The sequence below is a fragment of the Carnobacterium sp. genome (assembly GCF_045617425.1).
Classification (GTDB): domain Bacteria; phylum Bacillota; class Bacilli; order Lactobacillales; family Carnobacteriaceae; genus Carnobacterium_B.
Genome location: NZ_JAZLIO010000015.1, coordinates 169,138 through 188,252 on the forward strand (window position 1 = coordinate 169,138; position 19,115 = coordinate 188,252).

Genomic DNA, 19,115 nt, shown 5'->3' on the forward strand with positions numbered 1-19,115 from the left:
TGAAATTTAGAAGAATCAAACAAACTCACACACTATATAATGTGTTTTACTGCATAAAAAGACCCCAAAAGATTAGCTTTTGGGGTCTTTGGCTTATTTAGTTTAAATTACGAATTGCTTCTTCAACAGCAGTGTCGCCAGCTAGAACTTCAAATTCTTGTTTGATCGTGTTGTCATTATGAAGTACCGAAATCAACGTTTGAGCTACATCTTGACGTGGAATCTCAGTAATATCTTGGCCCATACCAACTTTTATTTGATTGGTACCAGGTTCATCAACTAATATACCAGGATGCACAATCGTCCAATCTAGATCTGTCCGATTCTTCAACCATTCATCCGCATAATTTTTAGCGATGGTGTAAATTTGTAAATCCTGTTCTTGAGACATTGCTTCACGCCCTGTACGGAAGGTACTGACCATAACAAAACGTTTAACGCCTGCTTGTTCTGCAGCAGTCATCGCTTTAATAGCTCCATCTAAGTCAATCAAAATGGTTTTGTCCAAGCCACTTCCACCAGCTCCAGCACTGAAGATAACTGCATCGACATTTTTCATAGCTTCTGCCAATTCATCTACTGAATTTTTAACAAGATCTAAAAGAACTGTCTCAATTCCTCGTTCTTCGAAGAAACTCACTTGTTCAGCCTTACGGATCATTGCGATCTCTTCAATAACTGAATCCTCTTTAGCAAAATCTGCAAAATGACGAGCTACTTTCCCATTGGCACCTACAACTAATACTTTCATTAAAAAACTCCTCTCAATCAATCATTCAACTTACAATTAGTATAACGCATATCACTTACTTTTTGTTGTATTGTGAACTGAACACTGGCATAACCTGATCATCACCATAAGTTTCGATAAGCGGCAACTCGTTTAACATATTCATATCCTCTTCAGAGATTGTAAAGTCGATATCAGCATTCGATTTCATATGATCCTTATTCGTCGTTTTAGGTAAAGCAACTGTACCTAATTGCAAGACATAGCGAATACTTAATTGAGCAGGTGAAACCTGATACTTTTCAGCCATCTCTGTAACAACTGGATGATCAAGAATAGCTCCGTGAGCAATTGGTGAGTATGCTTCGACAATGATGTCTTGACTTTGACAATACTCAATGACATCGGTTGGAACATTTGTAATGTGTGCAAGAACTTGGTTTACCATTGGTTTGACTTTTCCGTTAGTGATCAAGTTTTCCAAGTCTACTTGCTCGAAGTTAGATACACCGATTGCACGTAACTTGCCTGCTTCATACGCTTCCTCTAAGGCGCGCCATGCTTCTAAGTTCCCTTCGAAGTAATGGTTGCCATCACGGAAGTTTGCCCAAGGCTGTGGACTATGAATGATCATTAAGTCGATATAATCCATATTTAAACGTTCAAGTGATTTCTCGATTGCTTTGACCGCTTCCTCATAATTTTTGATATCGCCTTCGAGTTTCGTAGTGACAAAAATATCTTCACGGTTAATCCCAGATTCTTTAAGACCACGACCTACACCTTCTTCGTTAAGATAAGCTTCCGCTGTATCAATATGACGGTAACCTGAATCAAGCGTATCTTTTACAACTTGAACAACTGCTTCATTATCTATCATCCAAGTTCCTAAACCTAATTTTGGGATTTTAACTCCATTTATTAATGTATACGTTTCGTTTACTACCATTTCCAATTCCTTCTTTCTCTTTTTTCCAGCAGATTAATGAAAGACGATTTCTTTAGTAATTCTCGCAGGTGTACCCACAACAATCACATTGTCTGGTACATCTTTAGTGACTGTAGCATCTGCTGCAACAATAGCATTTTTACCAATCGTTACGCCAGCCAGAACGGTTGCATTTGCTCCAATCCAAGCATTCTCTTTGATTCGAATCGAATCCACGATGATTCCTCTTCTTTTTGCTGGATCCACCAAATGATTCACTGTGATTAAACGAGCGCCAGGTCCAATCAAGACATTATCTTCAAGGTAAATACCGCCTAAATCAACAAAGGTGACGTTTTGATTGATAAAAATATCTGTCCCAAATGTAATGTGTTTTCCAAAATCTGTGTAAAAAGGCAACGAAATCGTAACCGAAGAATCAATCGATTGACTCGTAATTTTTTCAAGAGACGTGCGTACCTCTGCAGGAGTATGATAACCGGTATTCAATTCCATGACTAATCTTTCATTTTCGACCTTTTGCTCATGTATTTCTTCAAAATAAGAGGATTCTTTTACTATTTCTTTCCTAATAATTCGGCTCAATAAGTCTTTCATAGATCTTCACCACCTATATCGTTATTTCTTGTTAAACCCATCATACTAAGATAAACTGAATCTGACTAATACTTATATAGCATACTCAACTATGCTTTTTAACTATACATAGGAGGTATACCTATTGGATTTTCGTGTATTAAATTATTTTTTGACGGTGACTCAAGAAAAAACAATTAGTAAAGCAGCAGAATCCTTACATTTGTCTCAACCGACTTTATCTAAACAACTAAAAGAACTAGAAGAAGAATTAGGCGTTCAATTATTTACTCGCGGAAACCGCGAAATCACCTTAACCGAAGATGGGCACTATTTGATGAACCGTGGTAAAGAAATCCTTTCATTAGTTGATACCACAATGACAAACTTATCGAGTAAAGAAACGATTAGCGGGAAAATCGTTATTGGTGGTGGCGAAAGTAAAGCCATGCAATTTATAGCTGAAAATATACGTGTCTTAACTGAAAAATATCCTGATGTGAAAATCCAATTATATAGTGGAAATGCAGACGATGTTTCTGAGAAATTGGACAAGGGGATCTTGGATTTTGGAATTGTCATCGATCCAGTAGAAAAGAAAAAATACGATTACTTAAGATTACCTAGAACCGATCAATGGGGCATTTTATTCCACAAAGACCATCCTTATGCAAAAAAGAAAGCTATCTTATCTGAAGATTTAAAGTCTCTTTCGCTCTTTGTTTCAAGCCAATCTTTAGTTGATGATCAAATCGGTGAATGGCTAGGGAAAAATCTCGACAGTCAACAAATCATCGGCACCTATAACCTTTTGTATAATGCCTCGATCATGATAAAAGAAGGTATAGGTTGCGCACTATGTATTGATGGGATCATAAACACTCAAGGAACAGATTTAACATTTGTTCCTTTAAGACCCAGTTTAGAGGCACACTTAAATATGATATGGAAAAAGAATGCCATTCATTCAAAAGCAGCAACTGTATTCTTAAAAACTATTCAAGCTTCTATCCATTTTTAGCAGCTTTCCAATACTGTTTAAGTCATTCTATTACCCATTCCTAATTAGAAAGGATTTACTCAAAAATGAAAATAGAAAATGCGCTTACTATTACGAACCGGGAAGACTTAAGAAATTGGCTTGAGGTACACTCATCTACAGAAAATTTTTGTTGGGTCATTATCAGTAAGACTGAAACCGCAGAAGTTGTTCAGTATCTAGACATCGTTGAGGAAGCTTTATGTTTTGGTTGGATTGATGGCATCAAGAAAAAAATCTCTGAAATAGAATCAGCTCAACGTCTTTCTCCACGAAGAAAAAAAAGCAACTGGACAGAATTAAATAAAGAGCGCGTCAGAAGATTAGAAAAACTGGGTTTAATGACAGAAGCGGGCTTGAAAGTTCTTCCGGATATGCGTCCTGAATCATTTGTTATCGATCAAGAGGTCGAAGCTCGCTTAAAAGAAGATAATCAAGTCTATCAAAATTTTCTTAGCTTCCCTGAACTCTATAGAAGAATCAGAATAGACAATATACAAAGCTATAAACATGACCAAGAGATTTTTAATAGACGGTTGAATAAATTTATAGAACATACCAGAGCAAATAAACTGTATGGTCAATGGAATGATAATGGCCGCCTACTTGATTATTAATAAAAGAAAACGAGGCTAGGACATAAGCCCCAACCTCTTCTCTATATACGAATATTTATTCTAAAACGTACTCCAAAAAGCAGACCCGACGTCCACTTCACGAATCATGGTCGATGACCATACTGCACTTATTCGTTCCAGTGATTAGGGTCTAAACGCTTTTTGTCCCGCTCTATTTTTTCGATTATTGCGTTCCTATATTTAACGAACAGATAAATAGCGTTAATCTGGTTTAGATAATATACGTACTCGTTTGACAGAAGGAATATCCTGAATTTTTTTTGCAACAGGTTCTATTCGGTCAAAACTTTCTTCTAAATCAATCAGCATATAGTCGTACCCATCTTTTCCATTACTGGTCATGTTTCCTATTTTAAGGTTTTCTTGGTCCAAATAGTTCATGATTTTGGACCATGCTTTCCTAGTTTTTTGATAAAAAATGGTAAGACGATATGGAGACTGAAACACAAGACGAGTAGCTGGAAAGTTGACGGATTCTCTAACCGTTCCAAATAATAAAAAATTACGCAATGCTCTTACGGCGAGTCGGTCTCCACCCTTTAGAGCTTCCTGAGTAGTTCCACCAATATGGGGAAGCATTAAAATATTCGGGTGACCAAGGTATTCTTCTTGAGGGAAATCAGTAATGTAACCGGCTATGGTTTCATCCTGTAGGATCTTCAATAGTCCTGTACTGTTCACAATCGGGTCACGTCCAAAATTAAGCAAATAAGCTCCTTTTTTCATTTGACTCAATTTTTCTTCCGTTAGTAAATCTTTGGTTTCATTAGTCAACGGCAGAACAACGACAACAAAATCTGAAAGGCGAAGCAATTCATCTAAATCCACTTGGTTTACATAATCAATATCATGATCCCGTCTAGCGTAGCCCAATACTTCCATTCCTAGGTCATAACAGCTTCTAGCAATTTGCCTGCCGATAGCCCCCATTCCCAACAAGCCAATTGTTTTCCCTTGAAGTTCTTGCCCAACATAGTCTGAGCGTTTGGATTCTGCTTGCCCAAGTATATCCGGGCCCTTAAGTGTGCGAACCATTTCCGCTGCTGTCGCAACAGGACGTATCGTTAAAAATAGACAAGCCAAAACCAATTCTTTAACTGCGTTTGCATTAACTCCTGGCGTGTTCAAAACAGCTGTTCCATTTTCAGTAGCGGCTTCTAGATTGATTGTGTTGACACCGACACCTGATCGAGAAATAACCAATAATTCTTCTGAGATCGATTCATCAGGAACGTTGGAACTTCGAACTAGGATTCCTTCAGTTTCTCTCTCTTGGCTAATTTCAAAGTTTGGTTTTTGCAATCTAGCGATGAGTCCATCAGAAATTGGATCAATCAGTCGTAACTTATACATATAGTTCTGCCTCGTTTCTTCTACTGTCTTGTGCTCGTAGTCCTGTGTTACATAAAATTTTGAATTGTTGCTTTTTATTTTATCATTCGATACACTAAAAGAAAAGATGGAGAGGTTTGAGATTATGCATATTGAACCAACAAAACTATACGCAGATCGTCCTGTCATTGGAAACGATAGTCAGGTCAAAGATACCACATTCGGTGAATACACTGAAATTGGCAAACAAAATGCGATTGATCACTCAGAATTTGGGAGTTATACGTATACTGGGGATTATTGTTTCATCCAAAATTCAAAATTAGGCCGGTTTAACAGTATTGCTGATATGGTTCGAATTGGTCCTACAAACCATCCTTATGAACGTCCTTCTCAACATATATTTACTTACAATGGTAGTGGCTATGGTTTCCCTAAAAAAGATACAGATTTCTTAGAGAAAAGACGGGAGAACTACACAACTATTGGCAATGATGTCTGGATTGGCCATGGCGTGATCATTCAGTCTGGTGTCACTGTGGGAGATGGAGTCGTTATAGGAAGCGGCGCTGTTGTGACTAAAGATATACCACCCTATACCATTGTGGCGGGCGTGCCAGCAAAACACATAAAAGATCGCTTTCCAGAAACTATCAAAGAAAAACTTGCTCAAATTGCATGGTGGAATTGGACCCGTCAAGAATTAGAAGACCGTTATGAAGATTTAAAAATGCCAATTGAATTATTTGTTGAAAAATGGTCAAAAGAATAAAGATAGACTTTAAATTTGTCGATACAAAACAAGATTATCTCTTTTTTGAGATGCAGCTAATGCAAGCCTATTTTTCATATAAAAAAAGCGTGAGACAGCTGCTCACGTTTTTTTAATTAGATTTAATTTTTGACTTCTGTTATTTTATGCTCCTCATTTGACAAGGAGGTCTTGTAGTCACTATATATTAGAATGCCTCTTTTAGTGGTTGACAAACTTCGCACTTGCGTTGATTTTTATTTTTAAATTTTGTAAAGGATTTCTCAAATGTATTGCCACATGCACATTCAAATTGTAGTTTTTGAGAAAAACCACGATATTCTGTTGTTAGCAACTTGCTATCCGAATTTTTCCCAACAAATTCCTTGATTGAATCGATTGTCCATTGTTTATTCATTTTCTTACACCTCCATATTTATTGATAGGCGGAGGCTTTTTTGGCATCCGTTCTAAGTAAAATCGTCATTACCCTAAGCTCCTTATTTTAACATGAATTGACACAATTAAATAGATGAAGAAGGGAATTAGCTTTTCTATTTGTCCTTGAATCTTGTATTTTATAACGTTCTTTGAATGCAAAGAATATAATCTCGCTAATGATTCGAGATCATATTCTTTCTGTTTCATAGATTAAAGTTTAATTTTAGCTAAGTTGATATCGTAACGCCCGCCTACTTTTTGTAATTCTTTTAACGCTTTTTTCAGTAGCGTTGCTGCTTCGACTTTCTGACTGATGCCCTTATCGATTTCGACAGTATAAGCTTTTTTTTCAATTTCATATTTCAGTGCATCAATGGTATTCACGTCTTTGTCAAAATCATTGTACAACACACCATATTGGAGATACTGATGTGTATCACTTCCCGCTAAAACCGGCTTATTGTATTTAGCAGCTATGGCTTCAATATTTTTTCTATTACTTAATCCCATCAATCCTGTATCTTTTCCATTCAAGTCAAAGAAGTCATAACAGTCGATCAAATCATCCGATAATGTTAGATTGTTGCAGCCACTTCGGTAAACATGTGCAGCCCCGAAAAGCACATTGTATTCTTTGATGATAGAAAACAAGTCTTCTGCGGGTAGAAATGCTTCATCTAGTTCTGGTAAAACGCGACGACGGATTTCCAAAATATCTTCAAATCGTCCGATAACTAAATTATGTCCACCTTCTTGAATATCTACTTCTAATCCAGGAAATACACGTACACCTTCTACTAAATAAGTGTCTCCATCTTTCGGGTAGTGCTCTGTAATGTAGCCATAAATTTTTTCGAATTCTTGAGTGTTGAAATGCTCCGTCAGACAGAGTGCATCCAAGCCTCTTGCTTTTGCCTCTTTAAATAACTGTACAGTATATTCTTCTGAGAATGGTAAGTTTTTAGCTAATTTACCATGCGTGTGAAAATCTATTTTCAAAATAAGTTCCTCCGTTTAAACTAATTTAGGTGCGATAAGCGCTGCCGTAACGACTAAAGCAAAATACAAAACTGAACTTGCTAAAAATGCAAAATCTTTTGAAGTGAAGTTTAATGTTTTCAATTTCATTTTTTTCACCCTAGGATCGGTCATTGAATTACGATAGCCTTTTATTTCCAATGCTTCTACTGTTGTTCGGCTTCGTTTAGCCATATTCAACATCAAGGGATAGAATGAACGCATGACGATTTTTAACTGATACATAATGAAACGGATTTTACCCATAAAGCCAGTTGAATCGGGTTGTACGCCCCTCAATCGATAAGAAAGATTGATACTCTGGAATTCTTCCATAATGATCGGTAAGATTCGGTAACCATAAGAAATACTGAATGCGAACTGATCAGGTAAACCAATCGATAAGAGTCCATTAGATAATTTATCAGGATCCATCCCCGCAAAGGTCGTAATCGAAGCTAATGAGACAACGCCGATTTTCAATGTCAGCTGGAGCACTGGAATCAGTGCAGACCAATCACCACCGAATAATAAGATGAATAGAAACAGAAAACCTGTTTCTGACAAAAGTCCGATACAAAAGACGAATAAAATAAGAGGCACTGTTCGTGCTAATTTAGTCGTGATGGCTACAAAAATAAATAAGCCGGCTAATACCCAATAATTTGTAATGAACCAGGGAATGATCCCAAAGAGCACATACCAGATGAATAATGTACGTGGATCTAGTAAGGCAACAAAAGTTTCATCATTTCCATAAGCATTTTTCAACACTTGATTTTTCAAGGTCGTGATCGTAAATTTATCTAAGAAATTTTCATTCACTTTCATCATGACAAGACCCCTTCTTTCTTCTGTAACTGATCCACAAATTGATCAACTGTATAGATAGAAGCATCCGAATTCATCGATTTTGCCAATTTAAAGATTTCTGGCGGATCGATTCCAGCTAACTGAAGTAATGTTTCATCATGAAAAATCTCTTCTCTTGTACCGTTTCCAATAACTTTCCCTTCATGAAGAACAACAATTCGATTCGCCCACTCTGCTACCAACTGCATATCATGTGTGGCAATAATAGTCGTTTCCAAGCTATCTTTCAGATCATCAAGCGTTTTCGTAATACTTTTTCTTGTTGCAATATCCAGATTGGCTGTGGGTTCATCCAATAGCATGATTTGCGGATTCAACGCTACCCCGATCGCTAGAGAAGCTCTGCGCATCTGTCCTCCACTAAGTAGCCGTCCATCTCTTTCAGCTAGCTCTACTAAATCAAACTGGCGTAACAGAGCCTCTGTTCGTTCTTTATAGTCTTTGATATTTCTTGCTTTCATTGAAAAAGCAATATCGCGTTTGATGCTGTCATCGATAAACATATTCTCAGGATTCTGATAAACATAACTGATTGTATCTGAGATCTGCTCCGGTTTTAACCGGATAATGTCTTTACCATCCAACTCTATTTCTCCGCTGTCTGGTTTGATTAGTCCTGTCAGTAACTTAAGCAGCGTTGATTTACCTGCACCGTTATTTCCAATCAGTGCTACTCTCTCTCCCTTATTGATTGTAAGATTCAATGAATCAAAGATAGGTTTTTTATCTCCTTTGATCATATCGTAGCTGAGCGAAACGTCTTTTAAATAAATCATGACATCATCCTGTTTTGAACGAACACTAGGCATGGTTTTTTCAACAGTCTGTAGTGCATACTCTTTGAAATAATCTTTCCCTTGATCGTGATTGATTGGCAGGGTTAAAGCATTCCTTTCAGAAATTTGAGCTAACTGATGTGCTGCTTGAGTAATTTGTGGTGGAAAGATCGAGCCTTCCATCAATTCTTCTACTCTAACGAGCGCTTCTTTTACAGGTAATTTCCACTGAATTCGATTGTCTTTCATGAAAATAACCGAATCGCAATATTTACCAATAAAGTCTGTATGGTGTTCAATCACAACAATCGTCTTGCCTAATTCTTTATTAAATCGCTTCAGTACATCATACGTTTTGAGTGCATGATAAGGATCCAGTTGCGCTATCGGTTCATCCAAAATCAAGATATCTGGTCTTAAAGCTGTCATTCCTGCTAACGCCAGTAAATGCTTCTGACCACCAGATAGCTGCCAGATATACTCATCCGATTGTTCTTCTAACCCCGTTAACTCTAAGGCTTCCATCCCACGTTCAACATAGTCTTCCAAACCATTGTTCAGACATGAAAAAGCAGCATCATCCAACACTTTTGGACGAATCAACTGGTTTTCAAAATCCTGATAGACATAGCCAATCGTATGTGCCAAGTCCGAAACAGTTGAATCCACAGTTTCCACTCCATTTATTTTAAGGGATCCGCTCACATCACCATCGATAAAATGTGGAATCACTCCATTCAACAATTTGCATAAAGTTGATTTACCCGTTCCATTGTTTCCAACGATAGCTACGAACTCTCCATCTTCAATCGTTAAATTGATCTCTTCCAGTTGATATTTTTCCTGACTTGGATAATTAAAGTAGAGATTTTTGATCTCAATCAAATTACTCACCTACACCAATCGTTTTATTTTTTCTGATAACAAGTATAATGCCTACGATCAAAACTAACGTAATGACAATGCCTGCAAACACTGCTTCAGGACTTTCAGCCCAGCTTGCTTCCCAGTCAATAAAGTTGATTCCCGTTTCTGCCATAAATTCAGTTGTGACGGCGATTAGGAAGAAACCGATTGCCATCAAAATGGCTTTGACATTTAATACTGCTCCAAATGAAGGTCTATTTTCAGGGGTTCTTGGACGCATCCCTAATAATGGTTCAATTTTTTTATATAGTCTTGGGACTAAGAATAACGTTGGGAGCACACAGAATAAGATTCCAGAGAATAGCAAATCATTGACTATGGCAAATCCTTCAGTGAAAAATACTGATTCAGGCAACCCTTGAACAGCTTCAAAGTCTTCAATCGCAAACACCACTTTTGAAATGTCGACTAATCCCCCTAAAAATTGGTGAATGAAGATGCCCGTAAACGAAGCGATAGCAACTTGGACTTTATTAAGAGGATCATTGACCATCATTCCAGCAATATAGATGCCTAAAGAGAAAAGAACAAATTTTTCAACTTCTCCGACACCACCGAATTGGCCTAACATAATTTCACTAAAAATCACTTCTCCAGTAGCTGCACCTAATGCAGCTGATAGTGGATCAAATAAAATTGCTAACGTTAAGGGAATAAAAGCAAAATACTCAACTGATAATTCAACGATACCCAATTGAACAGATGGAATCAATTCTGTGAACAATGTAGCCAGACCGTATAAAGACATAGATAAGACGAAAATCATCATCTTTTGTGCTTGCGTAAGTTCCGTTCGTTTTCCTTTTAAATGCAAAGTAATTCCTCCAATAGTTTATGTTTTATTTAGTACATGGTTATCTTACCGAACGAATGTAAATTACCCGCAAATTTAAAGTAAAAATGTAGTATTTTTTTCATTAAAATAAATAAAAGAAAATTAATTTTCATTGACGAACTCATTAAACCTGAAAAATTATGCTACAATAAATGATAAGTAACCCTTAAAGGAGGAAAACATGGCTACACATACCTTTACCATTCCTAAGGATTCCCTGACCAAAAGTCAGCTTATAATATTGGAATATATCTACTCAAACATTGAAACGATTCCTTTTTTAACCATAACAGAGATCTCTAATAAACTAGGAATCAGCGATGCAACCATTACTCGTTTTTCAAAAAAAGTTGGTTATCCGTCATTTAAAGAAATGAAAATGGCTATTTTATCTGATATACAAGTCTCACCTGCTAAAAAACTCCAAAATAGTTTTGAAGAAGGTAAATTGAATGATAAAGACAATTTACTCATTTTCAAAGAAATTCAGCATTTGATAGAAACCGTCTCTCATTTGGATATGCAAACATTGAATCAGGCGATTCACTTACTGTTAAAAGCTAAAAAAATCTATGTATTTGCCAAAGGTGCTGCTAAAAGTCCTGCTGACTTACTCGTTTTCCGTTTGAATCGCTTTAACTTGGATATCCAGCTCGTGACTGCAAGTGGTTCAGAACTTTTCGAGAAATTAAATAACCTTTCTCAAGAAGATGCCATTGTCCTTTTTGGGTTCGGTTCTGTCCCTAGAGAAATCAAACTGGTAGAAGACTATGGAAAAAAAATCAAAGTTCCTATTCTGTCTTTTGCAGACAGGCATTATAACTCTACTTCTGAAGAAGGCGTTATAACCTTTTTTGTAGCACGAGGCCTACCCGATGACTACCATTCCATGACGTCGGTAGTAGCCCTGATTGATACGTTGATCGTTGAAATGGCGAAACAAATGCCTGAAGAAAGAAAACAACATCTTGAAAATTTATTTTCACTTAAAGAGGCTTATAAGCATAATGTTCCAAGATAATTTAACGTTATGGCTATCAATGGAATCATTTTCTAGTTGCTTAATCTATTTTTATACTAGAGCAAAACTCGTGATCAAAGTAAAATAATATACTTTTATATTGATTTTCAAAAAAAGAACCACCCTTTTCTGTCATCATTATATGACAGAAAAGAGTGGTCTATTTTGATTTAATTATTTTTCTTCTTCTACTAATTCTTCTTCAGAATCATAGCCTAGATCATCTAATGTTTCATCCAATTTATCAGCTGGAATAGTTTGATCTTCAGTTGGTTCCGCCGGTGTACCATGAACATTTCCATGCACTGATTCTGGTTCATCGGAAGGAGCACCTTTATGTTCTATATCCGTCTTCTTTATGTGGTTCTCTTTCATGTCTTGAGCTTTTTCTACGCCCTTTTCTTTCCATTCTTTCCCTTTTTCCATGCCAGTATCTTTTGCATCAGCGAACTTATCTTTTATATCTGTTCGTAAGGCTTTCCCAGATTTAGGTGCAAACAACAATCCAGCTAACGCACCTGCTATCGGTAAAATAATTAATTTTGCTAGTTCCATTCGTTTTACTTTTTTGGGCATTGCTTTAGTGACTCCCTTAGCAAGCATTTTATCTGTCTTCATCTTTGATTTAGCTAATTGATGTGTTGAAGGAAGATAATCTTTGGCCATATCAAATGCGTCATGTGCGTGTTCCTTACCCATATGGATTAATTTTGATTTTTTCATTTTATTCGTGCTCCTTTCAATTTTGTTTTTCTATTTTGCCATCTAACGATCTAATACTATCTATATGAACATCATATAACACAAAAGGCATTGTCCAAAACAAAAGGCATTAAGAATAAAAGAAAAATCTATATTTCACTGTTTATGCAGAGTCATTCTTTTAGAATCGAGTATTTTAGATTTATAAACTTACTATCTTGTTCAATAGAATAATTCCATCGGATGCATCTTTATTCCTAAAAATTCATTTCGATAAAGAGTGCCTTTTTACATAATCAGCTGCTTGCTGACCAGCTTGGCGTCCAAAAACAATAATTTCTGCAACTGAGTTCCCACCAATACGATTATTCCCATGTAATCCTCCAGCCAATTCACCTGCAGCATACAACCCTTTAATTGGTTGATTTTCTGTATTCAACACTTCGGTTTGCATGTTTACTTTAATGCCTCCCATTGTATAGTGAACTCCTGGAGCAATTTTTATTGCATAATAATTTGGCTTAGCTAAGTCGTTTTCCATTGCAGTAGTACGATTAAATTCTTCGTCCATCTTATTTGCAACACTTTGATTCCATGTGACAACACTTCTATGTAATTGATTACCAGGTATATTGATTTTCTCTGCTAACTCTTTTATGTCTTTACCGCTACTAACGTATTCCATTTTTTCATAAAAATCAATTGCTTTTGCTCGGTCCCGTACTCCTTGATCAAAAATCAAGTAAGCTGATTTTTCCGGCAAATCAGTAATAGCCTCAGAAACTTTATCGCGCGTAGTTAACTCATTAACAAAACGATTTCCTGTTTGGTTTACGAGGATAGCTCCTTCGCCACGAACGACTTCTCCTATTAAAATTCCTTTATCTTGCTGAACTGTTGGATGGATTTGAATTTGGTCCATACCAATCGTTTGACCGCCTAGATTTTCGATCATTTTGATTCCGTCACCTATACTGCCTTTTTGATTAGTTGTTACATAGTCTTTTAAATCTGGTCTAAATTTCCCAATCAGTTCTTTACTTGCCCCAAAACCTCCAGTTGCAACTACAACAGCTTTTCCTGTGAGCGTTTTAGGTTCTAATCCTTTTATTTTAAAGGTTACCTCATTAACCTTACCCTCATTTTCATTGAGAGCTGTCACACTTGTATCTACGAGAATTGGAATGTTTCGTTTGTGGACAGCTTTTACTAATCCTTTAACCAAATAGCCGCCAATTGCTGAACCGTCGGATGGACGATGTGTCCTTTTTTGATTCATTCCGCCAGTTATAGTTAAATTATCTACAGTCATTCCATTCTCATCTAGCCAATCAATCGCTGCGGCAGAGTGATCCACAAAGTAACGCAACAACTCTTTATCATTCGTACCGTAACCGCCCGCTAACGTTTCCTCGTAAAAAGCCTCATTGCTATCCTCTATTCCTTCAGCCTTTTGGAACTTGGTAGTTGAAGCATTCATACCACTTGATGATTTTGCAGTATTCCCTCCAACTATCGGCATTTTTTCTAAAATGACAGGATTTAGACCAGCATCTTTCACTTCAATAGCTGCAGTCATTCCTGCACCACTTGCGCCAACAATAATGACATCATACGAATCTTTCAACTCACTAAAATGAGTATATTCCTGTTTTAAAGCATTTGATTTAACTTCAGTTTCCTTAGCAGAATCCTCGTTAGCTTCATTATTTTTTGATCCTTTATTTTTTTCAAGAGCTCTATATGACGCCAAAAAAATACCAGTACAAAACACGAGTGGAACATGCAAAAAAGATTTCTTTTTCATCATTTCCTCCTTAAAATCCATCATAAAAACTATCCCCTGTGACTCTTTTATTTTAACCTATCTTTTGTGAGAAAAAAATACTAGAAGAGATTTAAAATAATAAAGCACTTTAGTAACTGTATCTTTTTTCCTCAGTGCTTTTATTTTGTAAACTGGATAGCTTTTTCACCGATATCAAAACGATAGAACGTATGCTCTATGGGATTATTCGTTAAATAATGGTAAGCCTTATCTTTGGCTTCTCGTAGCGTTGAACCTTGTGCTGCAACAAATAAAATACGGCCTCCATCAGAAATAAGACTGCTTTCCTCTTTCTTCATACCCGCAGTATAAATAGTACAATCTGAACTTTCTGTAGTCATTTGCGGTAATGGAATATCTTTTATCGTATTTTCAGGGTAACCCTCAGCTGCAACAACAACACCTAGTGTGTAGCGGTCCGTGTGCATTTTAATAACTGGATCTTTTTCATTTAAGATATCATCGATCACTTGTACCAAATCAGAGTCCAGCTGGTTCAAAATGACTTGGGTTTCAGGATCCCCAAAACGAGCATTAAATTCGATGACCCTCAGACCATTTTTTGTCATCATCAATCCAGCATAAATAACCCCTTTGAAAGGACGTGATTCAGCAACCATTGCATTTACAGTTGGTTTTATGACCGTCTCCAAAACTTCTTGAATTAACGCTTCAGAAACTTGCGGTACTGGAGAATAAGCGCCCATACCACCTGTATTTGGTCCTTTATCCCCATCATAGGCCCGTTTATGATCTTGAGCAACCCCGGCATAATAATAGTTCAATCCATTTACAAGCGCAAATAAAGAAAATTCTTCACCTTCGAGATATTCTTCAATCACCACTTTGGGTTTGCCCGCTGCGTACTTCCCTTTCACTAACATCTCACTTAAAGCAGTAGTTGCTTCCCTCAGCGTCATAGCAACGGCAACCCCTTTTCCGGCGGCTAACCCATCTGCTTTGATGACAATCGGGACGCCTTGTTCTTCCACATAAGCTAAAGCTGCATCATAATCTTCGAATATTTCATACGTTGCGGTTGGAATAGCATATTTTTCCATCAATTCTTTTGCAAATTGTTTTGAACATTCTAAGTCTGCTGCTTTTTTGCTTGGTCCAAAGACCTTTAATCCAGCATTATCGAATGCATCTACTAAACCTTCAAACAGAGCTATTTCTGGTCCAATAAACGTCCAAGTAATTCTTGCTGATTTCGCAAAATGAATCAACGCTTGATGATCATTTTCTGCAATGTCAACCAATTGGATGCCATCAGCTTCCATCCCAATATTTCCTTTAGCACAATATACAGCTTCTACTAATGAGCTTTCTTTGAATTTTTTTGCGATGGCGTGCTCACGTCCACCACTACCAATGACAAGAAGTTTCATCTACGAAATCCTCCAATTTTTTATTAGATCAAATAGTTTCTGCTGTATTTCGGATTTGTTTAGTGATAGGTTGCATTCTAGTCTATTTCTTAATGTCTAAAATGACGTACACCAGTTTTCAGCATGGTCATTCCGTATTTATTCGCCATTTCAATGGATTCTTTATCTTTGATGCTTCCGCCTGGTTGAATAATTGCCTTGATGCCATGTTGTGCTGCGTATTCCACACTATCATTCATAGGAAAGAAAGCATCACTAGCCAATACAGCACCTTCGATAGCGTTACTTGCTTCAGCCTGTTCAATCGCAATTTTAACGGATCCGACACGGTTCATTTGCCCTGCCCCGATTCCAACGGTCTGTTGGCTATTTGCCAGAACGATAGCATTGCTCTTTACGTGCTTAACTATTTTCCATGCAAAGTCCATAGCTTTCATTTCCTCTTCGGTTGGTTTACGGTCTGTCATTACTTCCCAGTTAGCCGCTGTATCTTCAGTACTGATATCTTGTGTTTGTTCCAATATCCCGCCCAACACAGAAACAACTTCTTTGCCGCCTACTTTTGCAGTTGAGAAATCCAAAGTCATGATCCGAATATTTTTTTTCTTCGATAAAATAGCTAACGCTTCTTTTGTATAACTTGGCGCGAGAACGATTTCCAAGAACATGCTATTCAGCTTTTCTGCTGTCATAGTATCTAATTGGCGATTGGCCACTACGATTCCTCCAAAGATTGAGACTGGATCAGCTGCGTAACAGCGATCAAAAGCCTCTTCAATCGTTTCAGCAATGCCCACTCCACATGGGTTCATATGTTTGACAGCAACTACTGCCGGTTCATCAAATTCACGTATGATACGAATAGCAGCATCTGCGTCTTTAATGTTATTGTACGACAATTCTTTTCCATGTAATTGATGAGCATTTGCAATCGAGAAGGGTACAATCATTGAATCTTGGTAAAAATTAGCGACTTGATGTCCATTTTCGCCATAGCGTAGTTTTTGTTTCAAATCATAGGTCAACGTTAATTTTTCAGGTTCTTCTTCGCCAACACTAGTGGTCAAATATTGCGCAATCAAGGCATCATAACTTGCGGTGTGGCGGAAGACTTTTGCAGCTAAAGCTTGACGTGTTTTAAGATTTGTTGCTCCTGTTTCTTCCAATTCACTGATGACATTATTATAATCAGCTGGATCCGTTAAAACAGTCACACTTGCATAATTTTTAGCTGCACTACGCAGCATGCTCGGACCGCCAATATCAATATTTTCAATGGCTTCCTCTAAAGCAACATCCTTTTTACTGATGGTTTCTTTGAATGGATAAAGATTTACCACCACAAAATCAATCGGTATGATGTTATGTTTTTCCATTGCCGACATGTGTTCAGGTAGATCACGTCTTCCTAATAGACCACCATGGATAAGTGGATGCAAGGTTTTGACACGACCATCCATCATTTCTGGAAATCCAGTTACGTCTTCAACAGAAACAGTAGGGACACCTGCGTCTTCTAATATCTTCTTGGTTCCACCAGTTGAAATGATTTCGATTCCCTTTGCCACTAATGCTTTTGCGAATGGTACAATACCTTCTTTATCTGAAACGCTGATTAATGCTCTTGTCACTGTATGCCACTCCTCAATTTTTATTCCTTTTTTTTAAAGGCTTTTATTTTCAATCACTTTTTGAATGACTTGCGGAAAAAGACGGTGCTCTACTTGATGTATCCTGGCCTCCAAAGAGTCTATTGTATCTTCAGGTAAAATAGCCACCTTCTCTTGTGCAATAATCGGTCCAGTGTCTACACCTGCATCAACAACGTGCACCGTCACACCAGTTTCCTTCTCATTTGATTCGAATGCATCTTGAATGCTGCTTTTACCAGGAAAGGATGGCAATAAAGAAGGATGGATATTCAAGATACGATTTGCATAAGCCATTAGCAATGTCGGTCCAATAATTCTCATGTATCCTGCCAATACAATCAAATCCACCGCGTTTAGTTCAAGTTGTTGCAATAGTTCAGACTCATAGGCTGCTCGATTCTCATAATTTTTCGGACTGAAAACCTTAAAAGGGATACCCATTTTTTTTGCACGATCTATGACATACGCTTTCGGATTATCGCAAAACAGGAAGCAAAGGGTTGCATCGATTTGTTTGGAGGCGCTTGCCTCAGCTATCGCTTGGAAATTAGACCCATTTCCTGAAGCAAATACAACTATCCTCATAGTTGCTTCTCTTTCAAAACGACCTTTTCCTCTGTTTCTATTCCCTTTGAAACTACCGAACCGATCACATACCCTTTTTCGTTATTTCCTCTAAGGATAGCAATTACTTCAGGTACTTTTTCAGGAGCAACCGAAAGAACCATGCCGATGCCCATATTGAATATTTCATACATGTCACCTTCTGGAATTTTACCGATCGTTTGCATTGTTTGAAAGATCGGCAATACCGGCCAGCTCCCTAACTGAATTTGAGCTTGTACGTTTTTAGGAAGCATCCGCGGAATATTCTCAACGAATCCGCCGCCTGTGATATGTGCAACACTATGAAGCAAGTGTTTTTTTATCAATGGCAGCAATGCGTTAACGTAAATTTTTGTTGGCGTCAATAAAACATTACCTAACTCTTGATTACCCAATCCATGAACTTTATCCGTTAATGTATACGCATGATCTTTAAAGAAAATTTTTCGTACTAACGAGTAACCGTTTGAATGGATTCCCGTTGAAGGTAGTCCAATCAACGTGTCCCCTTCTTGGACCAATGCAGAGGACAATAAGGCATCTTTTTCTGCAATACCCACTGTAAATCCTGCCAAATCAAAATCTTCTGGATTATACATATCCGGCATTTCAGCTGTTTCACCACCAATTAAGGCAGCTCCGGATTGGACACACCCTTCTGCCACACCCGCTACAATTTGCTCGATTTTTTCAGGATAGTTTTTCCCGACCGCAATATAATCTAAGAAATAAAGGGGTTCTGCTCCTTGAGCCACAATATCATTGACACACATCGCGACACAATCGATTCCAATTGTGTCCCATTTGCCAGATTCAATGGCCAACAGTAGTTTTGTCCCAACACCATCCGTCCCAGATATAAGAACGGGCTTTTTATAGTTGAGTTCGCCAAGATCAAAATGACCACCGAATCCACCGATTTCACCAAAAACACCCGGTCGTTTCGTACGTTTGACATGTTTTTTGATGCGTTCTACTGCTTCATAACCCGCTGTGACATCTACACCCGCTTTCGCATAGGCATTTCCCAT

The 19,115-nt window shown here is 37.5% G+C and carries 19 protein-coding genes; 4 read left to right on the plus strand and 15 right to left on the minus strand.

All coding sequences use genetic code 11. From position 1 onward, the window contains the following. Window positions 1-97 precede the first annotated feature (97 nt). Genes ACKI3H_RS08210 through ACKI3H_RS08220 form a run of 3 tightly spaced genes read right to left on the minus strand, consistent with a single transcriptional unit; the run spans window position 98 to window position 2,276 of the window. Window positions 98-751 (minus strand): NAD(P)-binding oxidoreductase, encoded by a 654-nt coding sequence (locus tag ACKI3H_RS08210; protein ID WP_407371788.1) that lies wholly within the window; start codon window positions 749-751, stop codon window positions 98-100. A 55-nt stretch (window positions 752-806) separates the two neighbouring features. Further along, complete coding sequence (locus tag ACKI3H_RS08215; RefSeq protein WP_407371789.1) at window positions 807-1,679, minus strand: aldo/keto reductase; 873 nt, start codon at window positions 1,677-1,679, stop codon at window positions 807-809. 33 nt (window positions 1,680-1,712) lie between these two features. Then, window positions 1,713-2,276: a DapH/DapD/GlmU-related protein gene (locus ACKI3H_RS08220; protein ID WP_407371790.1), complete on the minus strand. Its 564-nt coding sequence runs from the start codon at window positions 2,274-2,276 to the stop codon at window positions 1,713-1,715. A gap of 124 nt (window positions 2,277-2,400) precedes the next feature. Between ACKI3H_RS08220 and ACKI3H_RS08225 the strand changes: the two genes are divergently transcribed. Next, window positions 2,401-3,276, plus strand: a complete 876-nt coding sequence (locus ACKI3H_RS08225) for a LysR family transcriptional regulator (RefSeq protein WP_407371791.1) — start codon at window positions 2,401-2,403, stop codon at window positions 3,274-3,276. Window positions 3,277-3,341: 65 nt separating this feature from the next. Continuing rightward, the gene (locus ACKI3H_RS08230) at window positions 3,342-3,911 is read left to right on the plus strand and encodes a YdeI/OmpD-associated family protein (RefSeq protein WP_407371792.1); all 570 of its coding nucleotides are present in this window, start codon (window positions 3,342-3,344) and stop codon (window positions 3,909-3,911) included. 222 nt (window positions 3,912-4,133) lie between these two features. Here the strand turns inward: ACKI3H_RS08230 and ACKI3H_RS08235 are convergent, their stop codons facing one another. Beyond that, window positions 4,134-5,285, minus strand: a complete 1,152-nt coding sequence (locus ACKI3H_RS08235; protein ID WP_407371793.1) for an NAD(P)-dependent oxidoreductase — start codon at window positions 5,283-5,285, stop codon at window positions 4,134-4,136. Between the two features lie 124 nt (window positions 5,286-5,409). Between ACKI3H_RS08235 and ACKI3H_RS08240 the strand changes: the two genes are divergently transcribed. Next, a complete protein-coding gene (locus tag ACKI3H_RS08240) occupies window positions 5,410-6,036 on the plus strand; it encodes a DapH/DapD/GlmU-related protein (protein WP_407371794.1) in 627 nt (208 codons plus the stop codon). Window positions 6,037-6,223: 187 nt separating this feature from the next. On the opposite strand, the gene ACKI3H_RS08245 is transcribed toward ACKI3H_RS08240, so the two are convergent. The 5 genes from ACKI3H_RS08245 to ACKI3H_RS08265 form a co-directional block, all read right to left on the minus strand. After that, window positions 6,224-6,433 carry a hypothetical protein gene (locus ACKI3H_RS08245; protein ID WP_407371795.1) on the minus strand — a complete coding sequence of 70 codons (210 nt, stop codon included), beginning with the start codon at window positions 6,431-6,433 and terminating at the stop codon, window positions 6,224-6,226. Window positions 6,434-6,666: 233 nt separating this feature from the next. Next, window positions 6,667-7,455, minus strand: coding sequence for a PHP-associated domain-containing protein (locus ACKI3H_RS08250; RefSeq protein ID WP_407371796.1), 789 nt, complete (start codon window positions 7,453-7,455; stop codon window positions 6,667-6,669). Window positions 7,456-7,470: 15 nt separating this feature from the next. Continuing rightward, on the minus strand, window positions 7,471-8,307 hold the full coding sequence (locus ACKI3H_RS08255) for an energy-coupling factor transporter transmembrane component T family protein (RefSeq protein WP_407371797.1): 837 nt from the start codon (window positions 8,305-8,307) through the stop codon (window positions 7,471-7,473). Continuing rightward, a complete protein-coding gene (locus ACKI3H_RS08260; RefSeq protein ID WP_407371798.1) occupies window positions 8,304-10,007 on the minus strand; it encodes an ABC transporter ATP-binding protein in 1,704 nt (567 codons plus the stop codon). The genes ACKI3H_RS08255 and ACKI3H_RS08260 overlap by 4 nt, the downstream gene beginning before the upstream one ends. A 1-nt stretch (window position 10,008) precedes the next feature. Continuing rightward, window positions 10,009-10,863: a hypothetical protein gene (locus ACKI3H_RS08265; RefSeq protein WP_407371799.1), complete on the minus strand. Its 855-nt coding sequence runs from the start codon at window positions 10,861-10,863 to the stop codon at window positions 10,009-10,011. Between the two features lie 202 nt (window positions 10,864-11,065). On the opposite strand from ACKI3H_RS08265, the gene ACKI3H_RS08270 reads away from it, so the two are divergent. Then, window positions 11,066-11,905, plus strand: coding sequence for a MurR/RpiR family transcriptional regulator (locus ACKI3H_RS08270; RefSeq protein ID WP_407371800.1), 840 nt, complete (start codon window positions 11,066-11,068; stop codon window positions 11,903-11,905). Window positions 11,906-12,079: 174 nt separating this feature from the next. On the opposite strand, the gene ACKI3H_RS08275 is transcribed toward ACKI3H_RS08270, so the two are convergent. From ACKI3H_RS08275 to purM, 6 genes are all read right to left on the minus strand, one after another. After that, a complete protein-coding gene (locus ACKI3H_RS08275; RefSeq protein ID WP_407371801.1) occupies window positions 12,080-12,628 on the minus strand; it encodes a YtxH domain-containing protein in 549 nt (182 codons plus the stop codon). A 244-nt stretch (window positions 12,629-12,872) separates the two neighbouring features. Beyond that, the gene (locus tag ACKI3H_RS08280; protein ID WP_407371802.1) at window positions 12,873-14,414 is read right to left on the minus strand and encodes a flavocytochrome c; all 1,542 of its coding nucleotides are present in this window, start codon (window positions 14,412-14,414) and stop codon (window positions 12,873-12,875) included. Between the two features lie 140 nt (window positions 14,415-14,554). After that, window positions 14,555-15,826: a phosphoribosylamine--glycine ligase gene (gene purD / locus ACKI3H_RS08285; protein ID WP_407371803.1), complete on the minus strand. Its 1,272-nt coding sequence runs from the start codon at window positions 15,824-15,826 to the stop codon at window positions 14,555-14,557. A gap of 89 nt (window positions 15,827-15,915) precedes the next feature. Next, on the minus strand, window positions 15,916-17,457 hold the full coding sequence (gene purH, locus ACKI3H_RS08290) for a bifunctional phosphoribosylaminoimidazolecarboxamide formyltransferase/IMP cyclohydrolase (protein ID WP_407371804.1): 1,542 nt from the start codon (window positions 17,455-17,457) through the stop codon (window positions 15,916-15,918). 33 nt (window positions 17,458-17,490) lie between these two features. Further along, window positions 17,491-18,063, minus strand: coding sequence for a phosphoribosylglycinamide formyltransferase (gene purN, locus ACKI3H_RS08295; RefSeq protein ID WP_407371805.1), 573 nt, complete (start codon window positions 18,061-18,063; stop codon window positions 17,491-17,493). Further along, window positions 18,060-19,115, minus strand: coding sequence for a phosphoribosylformylglycinamidine cyclo-ligase (purM, locus tag ACKI3H_RS08300; RefSeq protein ID WP_407371806.1), 1,056 nt, complete (start codon window positions 19,113-19,115; stop codon window positions 18,060-18,062). The genes purN and purM overlap by 4 nt, the downstream gene beginning before the upstream one ends.

Coding starts and splice junctions, on each gene's coding strand:
- ACKI3H_RS08210 (WP_407371788.1), bottom strand. CDS start 751: ATGAAAGTATTAGTTGTAGGTGCCAATGGGAAAGTAGCTCGTCATTTT.
- ACKI3H_RS08215 (WP_407371789.1), bottom strand. CDS start 1,679: ATGGTAGTAAACGAAACGTATACATTAATAAATGGAGTTAAAATCCCA.
- ACKI3H_RS08220 (WP_407371790.1), bottom strand. CDS start 2,276: ATGAAAGACTTATTGAGCCGAATTATTAGGAAAGAAATAGTAAAAGAA.
- ACKI3H_RS08230 (WP_407371792.1), top strand. CDS start 3,342: ATGAAAATAGAAAATGCGCTTACTATTACGAACCGGGAAGACTTAAGA.
- ACKI3H_RS08235 (WP_407371793.1), bottom strand. CDS start 5,285: ATGTATAAGTTACGACTGATTGATCCAATTTCTGATGGACTCATCGCT.
- ACKI3H_RS08240 (WP_407371794.1), top strand. CDS start 5,410: ATGCATATTGAACCAACAAAACTATACGCAGATCGTCCTGTCATTGGA.
- ACKI3H_RS08245 (WP_407371795.1), bottom strand. CDS start 6,433: ATGAATAAACAATGGACAATCGATTCAATCAAGGAATTTGTTGGGAAA.
- ACKI3H_RS08255 (WP_407371797.1), bottom strand. CDS start 8,307: ATGATGAAAGTGAATGAAAATTTCTTAGATAAATTTACGATCACGACC.
- ACKI3H_RS08270 (WP_407371800.1), top strand. CDS start 11,066: ATGGCTACACATACCTTTACCATTCCTAAGGATTCCCTGACCAAAAGT.
- ACKI3H_RS08275 (WP_407371801.1), bottom strand. CDS start 12,628: ATGAAAAAATCAAAATTAATCCATATGGGTAAGGAACACGCACATGAC.
- ACKI3H_RS08280 (WP_407371802.1), bottom strand. CDS start 14,414: ATGAAAAAGAAATCTTTTTTGCATGTTCCACTCGTGTTTTGTACTGGT.
- purD (WP_407371803.1), bottom strand. CDS start 15,826: ATGAAACTTCTTGTCATTGGTAGTGGTGGACGTGAGCACGCCATCGCA.
- purN (WP_407371805.1), bottom strand. CDS start 18,063: ATGAGGATAGTTGTATTTGCTTCAGGAAATGGGTCTAATTTCCAAGCG.
- purM (WP_407371806.1), bottom strand. CDS start 19,115: ATGGGAAATGCCTATGCGAAAGCGGGTGTAGATGTCACAGCGGGTTAT.